The organism is Rhizobium sp. AC44/96, assembly GCF_001692185.1.
In the GTDB taxonomy this organism is placed as follows: domain Bacteria; phylum Pseudomonadota; class Alphaproteobacteria; order Rhizobiales; family Rhizobiaceae; genus Rhizobium.
In genome coordinates, this window is the sequence record NZ_LXKO01000011.1 from 12271 (window position 1) to 25368 (window position 13098).

The window sequence follows — 13098 nt, forward strand, 5'->3', positions numbered from 1 at the left end:
GGAGCGAAACGTAGCAGAAGTGCATTGGAACCTTGGGAATGCAGATGAATCTCTATACAGCTCCTGATCCGAAAAACGTCCGGCGAGTGAAGGGCGTGAACAACCCCAAGGGCAGCCAACCGTTGTACGCGGCGCGCAAAAAGATTTTGCCAAAGCGTGCTGAGGGTCGGTTTCGCCGCCTGAAGTGGATCGTGATGCTGGTCACGCTCGGCATCTATTATCTGGCGCCCTGGATTCGTTGGGATCGCGGACCTTACGCGCCCGATCAGGCGATTCTCGTCGATCTCGCCTCGCGACGCTTCTACTTCTTCTTCATCGAGATCTGGCCGCAGGAATTCTATTACGTCGCAGGGCTCCTCGTCATGGCGGGTTTCGGACTGTTTCTTGTGACATCCGCCGTCGGTAGGGCGTGGTGTGGCTACGCTTGTCCGCAGACCGTCTGGGTCGATCTTTTCCTCGCGGTCGAGCGCGCCGTCGATGGCGACCGAAACGCGCAAATCAAGCTCGACGCCGCGCCTTGGAGCTTCGATAAGCTCCGCAAGCGGGTCCTGAAACATGCGATCTGGCTGGTGATCGGCGTAGCCACCGGCGGTGCCTGGATCTTCTACTTCGCCGATGCGCCGACACTTCTTGCGTCCCTGGTCCAAGGGCACGCTGCTGGCGTGGCCTACGCCACTGTGGCGACGCTGACCGCGACGACCTACATACTTGGCGGCTTCATGCGCGAGCAGGTCTGTACATACATGTGCCCCTGGCCGCGTATTCAGGGGGCGATGTTGGACGAGAACTCGCTCGTCGTGACCTATAACGACTGGCGTGGGGAACAACGCTCCCGCCACAGCAAGAAGGCTCAGGCGGCAGGTCAGCCTGTCGGCGACTGCGTGGACTGCAACGCCTGCGTCGCCGTCTGTCCCATGGGCATCGACATCCGGGATGGCCAGCAGATGGAGTGCATCACCTGCGCTCTCTGCATCGACGCTTGCGACGGCGTGATGGACAAGATCGGCAGGCCACGCGGCCTGATCTCCTACGCGACGCTCAGCGAGTACGCCAGCAACATGAAGATTGCGACCGACAATGGCCGCACGCCCGTGCAGCCTGCGCTGGTTCGCAAGCCGGACGGCTCCTTTGTTGATGGGATCAGGCATTTCAACTGGCGGATCATCTTTCGTCCTCGCGTCGTCTTCTACGCCACGGTGTGGTGCATGATCGGCGTGGGTATGATTGTCCATCTGGCCACGCGCGAACGTCTCGAATTGAACGTCGTCCATGACCGAAATCCGCAATACGTACTCGAGAGCGACGGCTCTATCCGCAATGGTTACACGCTCCGCGTTCTCAACATGGTCCCCAGGCCGCGAAAGATCGAGTTAAGCATCACCGGTCTCGACGGCGCGACAATGCGCATTCCCGAGCTCGGCAAGCAGGAGGGCCGAACCTTTACGATCGACGCCGCACCGGATGCCGCGACGACCCTCAAGGTCTTCGTGACACGACATGGCGCGAGCGCTCCCGTTTCAGAGTTCCTGCTCTCGATCGAGGACGACGGCCACTCGGACCGCGCGACCTACCGCGCGGCATTCAATACCCCTGGAGCAGCACAATGACTTCGACATCCAAAGGATTCACTGGCAGACACATGCTGTTGACGACTTGCGGGTTTTTCGCGGTGATCATTTCGGTGAACGTGACCATGGCGTGGTTCGCTTCATCGAGCTGGAGCGGGCTGGTCGTAGAGAATACCTATGTCGCGAGCCAGCAGTTCAATCAGAAGGCCTCTGCAATAAAGGCGATGGTCGCCACGGGCGTCACCGGTGCGACCTCTCTCCACGGCGACATCTTCACCTACAGGCTCCGCAATCGCGACGGCTCGCCCGCTCAGGCCGATGAAGTCGAGGCACACTTCCGACGTCCAGTGGGCGACCACGAGGACTTTGTTGAATCCCTAAAACTCGTTGAGGCGGGACGATACGAGGCAGACCGCCACGTTCCCTCTGGCGACTGGATTGTCGAGCTGATTTCGAAGCGCGACGGCGTGGTGGTGATGCACGAAGCCCAGCGCTTCGACACCGCGGGGTTCGGTCGATGACCTGCTGCATGATCAACGCCGAAGCCGTGCTCGCGATGAACCCAAGATCTTTCAGCTCTGAAGAGATCACCCTTGCAAGTCATTCTCTTGGGGATGGAATGCGCCAGCTCGACCTGAGCGTTCCAGACGCACACTGCGGCGGCTGCATCGGTACGATCGAGAAGGCCCTCTCCGCTCTGCCTATCGTGAAGAAGGCCAGAGTCAATCTTACATCGCGTCGCGTCACCTGCGTTTACCGAGAGGCGTTGGAGGATAGGCCCACGGATCCGGCGCTCATCCTAGAGGCTATCGAGAAGGCGGGCTATCGCGCCCACCTGTTTGCGCCTGTCGCCGCCGGAAATGACGAGACGCGCAACCAGTTGCTGCTGGCGGTCGGCGTTGCCGGCTTTGCTGCGGCCAACATCATGCTGCTCTCGGTTTCGGTCTGGTCTGGCGCGGACGCCGCAACGCGGGACATGTTTCATTGGATTTCGGCGATGATAGCGGCACCCGCGCTCGTCTATGCCGGTAGGTTCTTCTTCCGCTCAGCCTGGAACGCACTAAAGCACGGCCGCACCAACATGGACGTGCCGATATCGCTCGCTGTGACGCTTTCCTACGCGGTGTCGCTATGGGAAACGATGCACCACGGCGAACACGCCTGGTTCGATGCTACAGTTTCGCTGCTGTTCTTTCTTCTTATCGGCCGGGCGCTGGACCACGTCATGCGTGAAAAGGCTCGCGCGGCGATCAACGGTCTGGCCCGCATAGCACCCCGCGGCGCGCTAGTGTTACAGCGCGATGGCTCGCGACGGTACGTAGCGGTAGAGGATATCGACGTAGGTGACGAGATCGCAGTGGCACCGGGCGAGCGGATTCCGGTGGACGCCATCGTAGTCAGCGGCGAAAGCGATCTCGATCTCTCGATCGTCACGGGTGAGAGCAGCCCGGTGGCAGCCCGCCAAGGCACGTCTGCGAGTTCGGGAGCCATGAACTTAACCGGATCCATCGTCGTAAGAGCGACCAAGATGGCGAAGGATTCGCTTCTCTCCGAAATCATCTCCCTGATGGAGGCCGCTGAAGGTGGAAGGGCGAGGTACAGGCGCATCGCAGACCGGGCCGCGTCCCTGTATTCGCCTGTCGTGCATCTCCTTGCACTCGCCTCGTTCCTTGGCTGGGGTCTCATAGGTGGCGACTGGAAACAGGCCATGTTGGTCGCTGTCGCCGTCCTCATCATTACATGCCCGTGTGCACTCGGACTTGCTGTTCCCGTGGTGCAGGTAGTAGCGGCCGGGGAGCTCTTTCGTCGGGGTATCATGGTCAAGGACGGTTCCGCCCTCGAGAGGCTCGCAGAGGTCGACACGGTCGCGTTCGATAAGACTGGTACCGTCACTATGGGGATCCCACGACTGGTGAGCATGGAGGCGTTGGATGAAGCGAATGTCGCGTTAGCTGCCGGTCTGGCGGTTCACTCGAAGCACCCGCTTTCGCAGGCGCTAGTCCGCGGCGTCGCCATGCCGACTGCCTCGTTCGACCGCGTCCTTGAGATACCCGGCGGCGGTCTGGAAACGTCCTACAACGCAGCGTGCTATCGACTGGGTAGCTTCTCCTTCGCCTGCGGCGGTACTCCCTCGCAGTCCCAGGGATCTCTGTCTGAGGTCGTTCTGGCGAAGGACGGTCGTCCTGTCGCCCGCTTCTTCTTTGAGGATGCACTAAGGCCGGGCGCGGACGCCTCGATCCTTCGGCTCCACGATATGGGGTTGAAGACCTTGATGCTCTCGGGAGACCGCGAAGGTGTTGTGGCGGCCACGGCGGCCAAGCTTGGAGTCGATGTGGCGCTTGCAGCGTTGACGCCTCGGCAGAAAGTCGATGCGTGCGAGAGACTGCGCGACGATAGCCGCAAGGTCCTCATGGTCGGAGACGGCATCAACGACGCTCCTGCACTCGCCGCCGCCCATGTCTCCATTGCCCCCGCCACCGCCTCCGATATCGGCCGACAGGCCGCTGATCTCGTCTTCTTCAACGAACGACTGGACGCGGTGCCACATGCCATCGAAGTGGCAAGGCGGTCGGCGTCGCTCATCCGCCAGAACTTCGCCCTTGCAATCGGCTACAACATTCTGGCCGTGCCCATCGCGATCGCCGGGTTCGCCACCCCGCTTATAGCAGCGGTCGCAATGTCGACGTCGTCAATCATCGTGGTGAGCAATGCGCTGCGTCTCAACGCTTTCGCTCGGCGACACCAGATAGACAGCCGGGCCAACGCAAGCGAACTGACGCCGGAGGCGGTTTTGGCATGAACACGCTGATCTATCTGATCCCGATCGCGCTCCTGATGGGGGGCATAGGTCTATCAGCCTTTCTCTGGTCGCTGAAAAGCGGGCAGTACGAAGATCTCGAAGGCGCGGCGTGGCGCGTTCTCGCCGACGACGAACGAGAGGAAACACGGCGCTAGAGGTGGCCAGGAGGAAACGATGCTTCAAAAAATTCGCAGGGTAAGGCAGTCGGAACTTTTGCGTGGCGTCTCCGCCGAGGTGGCCTCCGAAATAGAGGCGACGTGCCAGATTAAGACATTCTCGAGCAACGAGTTAATCCATCAGGAGGGCGAGCGGGCCGCCGCGATTTTCTGTGTCCTCAACGGCCTTGTCAGGCTCACGAAGACGGACGCCGCGTCGGGGCGGGAGGCTGACGTCTGCATATGCGAGGCCGGTGAGACCTTTGGAGAGTATCTTCTCCTGGACGGTGCAAGCTATGCAACCGCCGCCCGCACGGCCGACATCACCGACGTTGCCATCTTCGATCTCGTGAAACTTCGGAAGCTCGCCGGGCGTCACCCAATCCTACAGACCAATGCTGCGCGGATCATGTCGAGACATCTCAGTGAAGCATTTCTTTGCATATGTGCCGACCGGCTACAGACCGCGCCACAGCGGGTGGCCAATTATTTTCTGGGTCGCTGCCCGGAGGGCGCCGTGCAGGCCAGCTTCCGATTGCCATTTCAGAAACGAATCCTTGCAGGAAAGCTCGGTCTTGCTCCCGAAGCTCTGTCCAGAGCGTTCGCAGCCCTTGCCGATGCCGGAGTGGACGTGCGCGGCAGCACGGTGAATATCCTGAGCGTGGCAAACCTTCGGGCTGCCTGCTAGACGAGACCCCAAATATGGGGGCGACAGGTGAAGAACGTTTAAACGTACTTTAAGCTCTTCATCCTATTTTTGGGGTTGCGGCTACGTCGCGGCCTCACACAGGCATAACATGAGGGAATGCCACGGGTTTTTCTGCGCGGGATGTCATCCGCTGACAGGATCAGCGAGCGTTTTGCGGAGTTCCGATGCGTCACCTCTCAATCACAATCAAATTTCTTACACTTCTTGCGTCGGTGGGGCTCTTCGTCCTTTGTGCGGTCGGGTACTCAAGCTACCAGATGTTGTCGATCGACAAGCAGTATCAGGGTCTGTTGCAAGGCGAGGAAACCGCGGTGATCAATCTCGCGCGCGCGAACCGCTCCCTCCAGACAGCACGCGCGGCGATCAGCGACATGCTGATGTCGCGGACCGACGCCGCGAACCAGTCTGCCATGGCGGAATTGGATTCCGCGCGCCAGAGCTTCGTGAAGTTCATCGACACCGCGATCGCAGCCTTGCCCGGCAACGCGGAACTGCCGACGATCAAGGTTCGAGGCCTGCGGATCGTCGACGAAGCGTGCAAACTCTCGATTCAAAAGGCGCTCGTCGCCACGGCATCTGAAGAGGTCCTGGCTTCCCAGGCAGAATTCCTAACGAGGTGCCAGCCTCAATTCCCAGAAGTATCCAAGACTTCGGTCGAAGTCGCGCAACGGCTTATCGGCGACGTAGACGCGAAGGACGATGCCGCGGAGACTGCCGCGCGGAACGCGGTATGGACGACGGTCACTTCGATCCTCGCAGGTCTTTTCCTGTTCCTTCTCCTCGGCTTGGCAGGAGTTCGCAAATGGTTGGTGGTCCCGGTCAGGGACCTGTCTGAATCCATGCGCCGCCTAGCCGACGCGGACTATTCAACCGAAGTGATGGAGCGCGACCGCCGCGACGAAATCGGCGCCATGGCTCGCGCCGTCCAAGTCTTCAAGGAGAACGGGCAACGCGGCGTCGAACTGGAGCATGAAGCCGAGGAAACTCGCGGCAGAACGGAGGAGGAGCGCCGACGCAATGCCGAGATGGAGCGACGGCGTGCTGACGAGATGGGAACCGCCACGCGAAGCCTGGGATCCGGCCTCAAGCACCTTGCAGGAGGCGATCTCGGCTTCACCCTTGATACGCCGTTCGCCGCCGATTTCGAAGGGCTTCGAACCGACTACAACAGCGCGGTCTCCCAGCTGGCTCAGACGCTCCGGGCAGTGTCGCAGGCGACGGCGGCCATCGATGCGGGATCGCAAGAGGTCAGCCAAAGCGCAGACGACCTGTCCAAGCGGACCGAGCAGCAGGCAGCCTCGCTCGAAGAGACCGCCGCCGCGCTCGACCAGATCACCGCCAACGTTTCGAACGCGTCCAGGCGTGCAGAAGAAGCCCGGTCCGTCGCCGCGGAAGCGGAGGAGAGCGCGGAGCATTCGGCTCAGGTCGTCGCGAGAGCCGTCGATGCGATCGAGAAGATCGAGGGATCGTCACGCCAGATATCCAACATCATCGGCGTGATCGACGACATCGCATTCCAGACCAATCTCCTGGCACTGAACGCAGGCGTCGAAGCAGCTCGAGCTGGAGAGGCCGGCAAAGGATTCGCAGTTGTTGCCCAGGAGGTCCGAGAACTTGCCCAGCGCTCCGCAACCGCCGCCCGCGAAATCAAGGATCTCATCCGCTCCTCCGAAACGGAAGTCGAGAGCGGCGTTGCGCTCGTTCGCGAAACCGGGAGCGCGCTCGAAACGATTCAGAAGCACGTCGCCAAGATCAACCAGCACATGGATTCAATCGCATTATCCGCCAAAGAACAGTCAGTCGGCCTGACGCAAGTGAACACCGCCGTAAATGAGATGGACCAGGTGACCCAGAAGAACGCTGCGATGGTGGAGGAGGTAAACGCCGCTAGCGCCACGCTTGCCGGAGAGAGCGGTAGGCTGCGGTCATTCTTGTCCGCATTTCATCTTCCGGGCGTCGAGACCAGCCCGCGTGTCGGCCAGCCCTCCCGCTCCGGCGGGAACATCAGCGTCCTCACACCTTCTTCAGGACGCGCTCCAGCGGCTGCTCAGGCCGCAGCCGATTGGGAGGAGTTCTGATTTACGGCACCATCGCCCGCGATTTGTGTTTCGCGGGCGATGGTGCGTCGATCGGTCCTGCGTTCTGCCAGGCGGTAGCGCGGCTTGCAATCCTGCGTTATGTGTGAGGCGCACAGGCAGCAGGACGGAGGAACATGGAACCGGATCGTATTCTCGTGGTCGATGACGACGCCCGGATCAGGCAGATGCTCGTCCGATATTTCGATGACAATGGATACCGCGTGACGGCGGTCGCGAATGGCGCGGGGATGCGCGCTGAACTTGTTAAAAGCGAATATGTCGCTATTTTTCTTGATCTCGTTCTTCCTGGCGGGGAAAACGGCTTCGACCTGCTCAAGGAGCTGCGGAGCAAATCCGACGTTCCCGTGCTGATGCTGACGGGACAGGACGACGTCACCGACAAGGTCATTGGACTTGAGTTCGGTGCCGACGACTATGTCGCCAAGCCATTTCACCTTCGCGAACTTCTCGCTCGGCTGAGAACCGTGCTTAGACGACGGGCGGCTGCAACTCCCCCCACGGGGAAATCCGCGCCAGCGGACGAAGCGTTCCATTTCGAAGGCTACCGTCTTGACGTGCCACGACGCCGACTCACCTCGCCCGAGGGCGATGATGTCCCGCTGACGACCGGCGAGTTCGACATGCTTCTTGTCTTCGTGCGGAATTCCGGGCGGGTGCTGTCGAGAGAGACCCTGATGGAACTCACTCGAAGTAGAAACCTCGAAGCGTTTGATCGGGTTATCGACGCGCAGATCGTGCGGCTCCGCAAGAAGATCGAGCCGGACCCGAAGGCGCCCGCCCTCATCCAGTCCGTTCGCGGCATCGGCTACGTCTTCACCGGACGCCAGCTCTAAGCGCGAGTTAATTGATCCCCGTCAATGTGCGGGGCAGGGACGTGGATAATATGCTCTCGCAACAGAGCACGTTTGAACATGATCATTTGGACATTATTCGCGGTCATCACGGGCATCGTGACGGCCGTGCTACTGCACCCGCTGTCGACGCCTCGCAGAGCCATCGAGCCGACAAGCGACGCAGGGCAGATCTATCGCGACCAGATGGAAGAGCTCAAGCGCGAACGCGCGGACGGCAGAATAAGCGTGGACGACTACGAGCTCGCGCGGGCGGAGACAGCAAGGCGGCTGTTCCGCGAAGCTGACGTTGGCGAGATAAAGAGCCGGCCTGTTTCCCTGGCAAAGGTGAAACTAGCTACGGCGGCCTTCCTATCACTTGCGAGCATTTCGCTTTATGTCGCAGTTGGCTCGCCGGATCTTCCGTCTCTCCCGCTACAGCAGAGGCTGGCTCATCCGGGTCAGGATCTTGCCATCTTGATCCGCAAGACGGAGGCTCATCTTGAGAGAGCGCCCGACGACGGCCGCGGCTGGGACGTCATCGCGCCGATCTACCTGAGAACCAATCGCGCCGCTGACGCCACCAAAGCCTACGAGAATGCCATTCGGCTGCAAGGTCCAAGTTCTGAAAGGCTCGATGGTTTGACCGAAGCCGTTTTGGCGACTTCGGACGGTACGGTCACGGATTCAGTCAAACGCGTGTTGGACCGGTCCTTGGCGATCGATCCGAAAAATCCTCGAGCCAGGTTCTATCACGCTTTGGGCCTCGAACAGTCCGGAAGAACTGGCGACGCGCTAAAGGCTTTCGAGGCGATTGCTAAGGATTCACCGACCGGCGCGCCTTGGCTGCCGCTGGTCAACGACCACCTCGCCAAAAACGGCGGAACGCCTGTTTCTCCACCCCTCGGCGCCCCTCGCGGACCGACTGGGGACCAAGTCGTAGCCGCGAACGGAATGAGCGCGAACGATCAGGAGGAGATGGTCCGTGGTATGGTGGAACGCCTCGATGAGAAGCTGACCAGGAATCCGGATGACTTCCAAGGCTGGCTGCAGCTTATCACTTCATATGGCGTCCTTCATGACAAGCCTCGCACGCAAGACGCGCTTGAGCGCGCACTTGGGAGTTTTCAGTCGAAAAGTAACGAGGGTTCGAAGCTCATCGCGGCCGCGCGCGAATTCGGCGTTGAAAGAAACGAACAATGACTAGAAAGCAGAAGCGTCTCGCCGTCATCGGTGGTGGGATGAGTTTCATAATGGCCGCGGTTCTCCTGGTAATGTTTGCCTTCGGCCAGTCCGTTGCCTACTTCTATATGCCGTCGGACCTTGCGGCGAGCGGCGTCCTGCCTGGCACAAGAATTCGTCTAGGTGGTCTCGTGGGAGAGGGCAGCGTCAAGCGGGGCGGCGGACCCGAGGTCGATTTCACCGTGACCGACCCCGGCGGCGCGATCGTGCATGTTCGATACGCTGGGATCCTTCCAGACCTTTTCCGCGAAGGACAAGGCGTCGTGACTGAAGGGAAGTTCGAAGCTGACGGGCAACTCTTCTCGGCGGACACCGTGCTTGCCAAGCATGATGAACGTTACGTACCCAGAGAAGTCGCTGAAAAGCTGAAGGAACAAGGCCTCTGGCAACAAGGGGAGCCGAAGCAATGATCATCGAGATCGGCCACTACGCACTCATTCTAGCGCTAGCGACGGCGATCATTCTTTCTGTCGTTCCCGTGATCGGCGCCCGCCGCAGCGATCAGGCGATGATGGACGTGGCGCCGCTCGGCTCAATGGTTCTTTTCAGCCTCGTCGCCTTCTCCTTCGGCGTGCTGACCTATGCGCATGTGGTCTCCGACTTCTCGGTCGAGAACGTCTGGGAGAACTCGCACTCACTTGTGCCGCTGATCTACAAATATTCCGGCGTATGGGGCAATCACGAGGGATCGATGATGCTCTGGCTGCTGATCCTGGCGCTCTTGAGCGCGATGGTGGCACTGTTCGGGCGAAATCTACCGGATACGCTGAGGGCCAATGTGCTGGCGGTGCAGGCCTGGGTTTCTGTCGCCTTCATCCTCTTCATCTTGCTGACCTCAAATCCTTTCGTTCGCCTTGATCCGGCACCGGCCGAGGGACGTGACCTGAACCCGGTGCTACAGGATATCGGCCTCGCCATCCATCCGCCTCTTTTATATCTCGGCTATGTCGGCTTCTCCGTCTGCTTCTCCTTCGCCGTCGCGGCGCTGATGGAAGGACGGATCGATGCCGCCTGGGCGCGCTGGGTGCGGCCATGGGCGCTTGCCGCTTGGACCTTCTTGACCCTCGGCATAGCCATGGGTTCTTACTGGGCCTATTACGAACTCGGCTGGGGCGGCTGGTGGTTCTGGGATCCGGTGGAGAATGCCTCTTTCATGCCCTGGCTGGCAGGAACGGCACTGCTGCATTCCGCCCTTGTCATGGAAAAGCGCGAAGCGTTGAAGATCTGGACGGTGCTGCTTGCGATACTGACATTCTCCCTGTCGCTGATGGGCACTTTCCTGGTGCGCTCCGGCGTGCTGACCTCCGTCCATGCCTTTGCGAGCGATCCGAGCCGCGGCGTCTTCATCCTTTGCATCCTTATGATCTTCATCGGCGGGGCGCTGTCGCTTTTCGCCTTCCGCGCGCCCCTGCTTTCTGCTGGCGGGCTCTTTGCGCCGATCTCGCGCGAGGGCGCGCTGGTGCTGAACAACCTGATCCTGACGGTTGCCTGCGGGACGGTGTTGACGGGCACGCTTTATCCGCTGCTGTTGGAAACGCTGACGGGAGACAAGATCTCCGTCGGGCCGCCCTTCTTCAACATGACCTTCGGGCTGTTGATGATCCCGCTGTTGCTGGTAGTACCCTTCGGTCCACTGCTCGCCTGGAAGCGCGGCGATCTCCTGGGCGCCATGCAGCGCCTGTATGTCGTGGCAGGCCTTGCCTTCATTGCGGCTCTCGTCTTCTTTTATATCGAGCATGGCGGGCCGGTTCTTTCAGTTCTCGGTCTCGCTGCCGGCCTTTTCCTCGTCTTCGGCGCTGGGGCTGATCTCTGGTACCGCGCTGGTATCGGCAAGGTGGCGGCCAATGTCGCTTGGCGCAGGCTTAGCGGTCTTCCGCGTTCGGCCTTCGGTACCGCACTGGCGCATGCCGGCCTCGGCATCACAGTTCTTGGTATCGTCGCGGTTTCGACCTTTGCGACGGAACATGTGCTGGAGATGAGGCCGGGAGAGACCACTTATGCTGGCGGCTACTCGCTTCGGTTCGATGGAATGCAGCCAGCGGCCGGACCCAACTACAAGGAAGATCGCGGTCATTTCAGCGTCAGCCGCGCTGGTGTCGAAGTCGCTGACGTCTGGTCCGCCAAGCGCGTCTATAGCGCGCGCCAGATGCCGACGACGGAGGCGGGCATCCTGACCTTCGGGCTGAGTCAGCTTTACGTCTCGCTCGGGGACCCAACCAATGCCGACGGCATTGTGGTGCGTATCTGGTGGAAGCCATTCATTCTTTGCATCTGGGGTGGCGCGCTCGTCATGGCTTTCGGGGGTTTCGTCTCGCTTAGCGATCGACGCCTGCGGATCGGTGCGCCCAGGCGCAAGGCCAAAGCTGTTGTGGCAATGGAGCCGGCGGAATGAAAGCGATGAGATGCTCCTCTTTTCCGTTGCCGGGTTGCATAGTGCAGGTGCTGGCGCTTCTCCTGACGATGTTGTCGCCATTCCCGGCGCTCGCGGTGAACCCAAATGAAATGCTGCCGGACCCTGCGATGGAGAGTCGCGCGCGAACGCTGTCGGCGGAACTGCGCTGCATGGTCTGCCAGAACCAATCGATCGACGATTCCAACGCAGAGCTCGCCAAGGATCTGCGGCTTTTGGTGCGTGAGCGCATTAAGGGTGGCGACAGCGACGAACAAGTTTTGGACTACATCGTCTCTCGCTATGGCGAGTTCGTTCTCTTGAAACCGCGCTTAAGCATCCGCACCATTACGCTCTGGGGAGCCCCCATCATTCTCGTCCTGGCGAGTGGCGTCTCGCTGCTGGTCTTTGCGCGCCGCCGCGCCGGACAGCCGCCGGGCAGTCGTCTGAATCCGGAGGAGGAAGCAAAGCTGCGGGGTCTGCTGAACCCGCCGCCTCTTTGATCAAGGTCAAAGCGTAGTTCAGCACTGACGACTAACGTCTTATCCGAACAATACTTTCATATGCGAGGCAGACAGATGCAGGCCAAGGACGTCATGACAAAAGACGTAGTCCATATCAGCCCGGCCATTGGTATCCGTCATGCTGTTGCCGTCATGCTCGAGAACAACGTGAGCGGCCTCCCTGTGGTCGATGATCAGGGGCGGGTGTGTGGAATGCTGACCGAGGGCGACCTTCTGCTTCGCAGGGAAATAAGGCTGTCGTCTCGACCAGCCCGCGCGCCGGAAGTCATTTCGGAAACTGATCTCGAACGATACATCAGCAGTAACGGGTGGTCGGTTGCCGACGTCATGTCCCAGGACGTCATCGTGGCCGGTCCTGACAGCGAAATATCGGACATTGCCGAAAGCCTGCAGGCCCATCGAATAAAGCGCCTGCCGATCGTGGAGGACGGAAAGCTGATCGGGATCGTCAGCAGGCGGGACATCTTGCAGATTATCATCGACGCGCCGGCAACTACCCTGCCAAGAGGAGACGCTTCTATAAAGCTTGCATTGCGCACCCGCCTTCGTTCCGATCTGGGGCTGACCTCTCAGAGGATACAGGTTACGGTCAAGGACGGTCAGGTCACACTCGAGGGGCAGGTTGAGTCCGAGCTCAAGCGGAAGGCCGTTCGAAGCCTCGTCGAAGGACTTGGGGTCGGGGCGATATGCGACCGAATTAGAATCGCCGAGGCGCCAATTGAGGCAACTGGAGCAAGATAGCTGGGCGAGCGTTCTGCTCACGGGCCACCGCATTACGTGTG

Annotated in this window: 12 protein-coding genes; all 12 read left to right on the forward strand. The window is 60.4% G+C overall.

From position 1 onward, the window contains the following. The first annotated feature begins 44 nt into the window (after positions 1–44). The 12 genes from ccoG (at position 45) to A6U87_RS11395 (ending at position 13057) form a co-directional block, all read left to right on the forward strand. On the forward strand, positions 45–1607 hold the full coding sequence (gene ccoG, locus A6U87_RS11340; protein WP_065691438.1) for a cytochrome c oxidase accessory protein CcoG: 1563 nt from the start codon (positions 45–47) through the stop codon (positions 1605–1607). Further along, entirely contained in the window at positions 1604–2089 is a 486-nt protein-coding gene (locus A6U87_RS11345; RefSeq protein WP_065691376.1) for a FixH family protein, read from the forward strand. The genes ccoG and A6U87_RS11345 overlap by 4 nt, the downstream gene beginning before the upstream one ends. Next, positions 2086–4368 (forward strand): cation-translocating P-type ATPase, encoded by a 2283-nt coding sequence (locus tag A6U87_RS11350; RefSeq protein WP_065691377.1) that lies wholly within the window; start codon positions 2086–2088, stop codon positions 4366–4368. Before A6U87_RS11345 ends, A6U87_RS11350 begins: the two co-directional genes overlap by 4 nt. Further along, entirely contained in the window at positions 4365–4523 is a 159-nt protein-coding gene (ccoS, locus tag A6U87_RS11355; protein WP_065691378.1) for a cbb3-type cytochrome oxidase assembly protein CcoS, read from the forward strand. The genes A6U87_RS11350 and ccoS overlap by 4 nt, the downstream gene beginning before the upstream one ends. A 19-nt stretch (positions 4524–4542) precedes the next feature. After that, a complete protein-coding gene (locus tag A6U87_RS11360; protein ID WP_065691379.1) occupies positions 4543–5211 on the forward strand; it encodes a Crp/Fnr family transcriptional regulator in 669 nt (222 codons plus the stop codon). Between the two features lie 185 nt (positions 5212–5396). Beyond that, entirely contained in the window at positions 5397–7310 is a 1914-nt protein-coding gene (locus A6U87_RS11365) for a HAMP domain-containing methyl-accepting chemotaxis protein (RefSeq protein ID WP_065691380.1), read from the forward strand. A gap of 134 nt (positions 7311–7444) precedes the next feature. Next, on the forward strand, positions 7445–8164 hold the full coding sequence (locus A6U87_RS11370; protein WP_065691381.1) for a response regulator: 720 nt from the start codon (positions 7445–7447) through the stop codon (positions 8162–8164). Positions 8165–8242: 78 nt separating this feature from the next. Then, entirely contained in the window at positions 8243–9364 is a 1122-nt protein-coding gene (gene ccmI / locus A6U87_RS11375; protein WP_065691382.1) for a c-type cytochrome biogenesis protein CcmI, read from the forward strand. Continuing rightward, positions 9361–9813: a cytochrome c maturation protein CcmE gene (ccmE, locus tag A6U87_RS11380; protein ID WP_065691383.1), complete on the forward strand. Its 453-nt coding sequence runs from the start codon at positions 9361–9363 to the stop codon at positions 9811–9813. The genes ccmI and ccmE overlap by 4 nt, the downstream gene beginning before the upstream one ends. After that, complete coding sequence (locus tag A6U87_RS11385) at positions 9810–11795, forward strand: heme lyase CcmF/NrfE family subunit (protein WP_065691384.1); 1986 nt, start codon at positions 9810–9812, stop codon at positions 11793–11795. Before ccmE ends, A6U87_RS11385 begins: the two co-directional genes overlap by 4 nt. Positions 11796–11863: 68 nt before the next feature. Then, entirely contained in the window at positions 11864–12295 is a 432-nt protein-coding gene (locus tag A6U87_RS11390) for a cytochrome c-type biogenesis protein (RefSeq protein WP_244499478.1), read from the forward strand. 75 nt (positions 12296–12370) lie between these two features. Then, positions 12371–13057: a CBS domain-containing protein gene (locus A6U87_RS11395; protein ID WP_065691385.1), complete on the forward strand. Its 687-nt coding sequence runs from the start codon at positions 12371–12373 to the stop codon at positions 13055–13057. Positions 13058–13098: the final 41 nt, after the last annotated feature.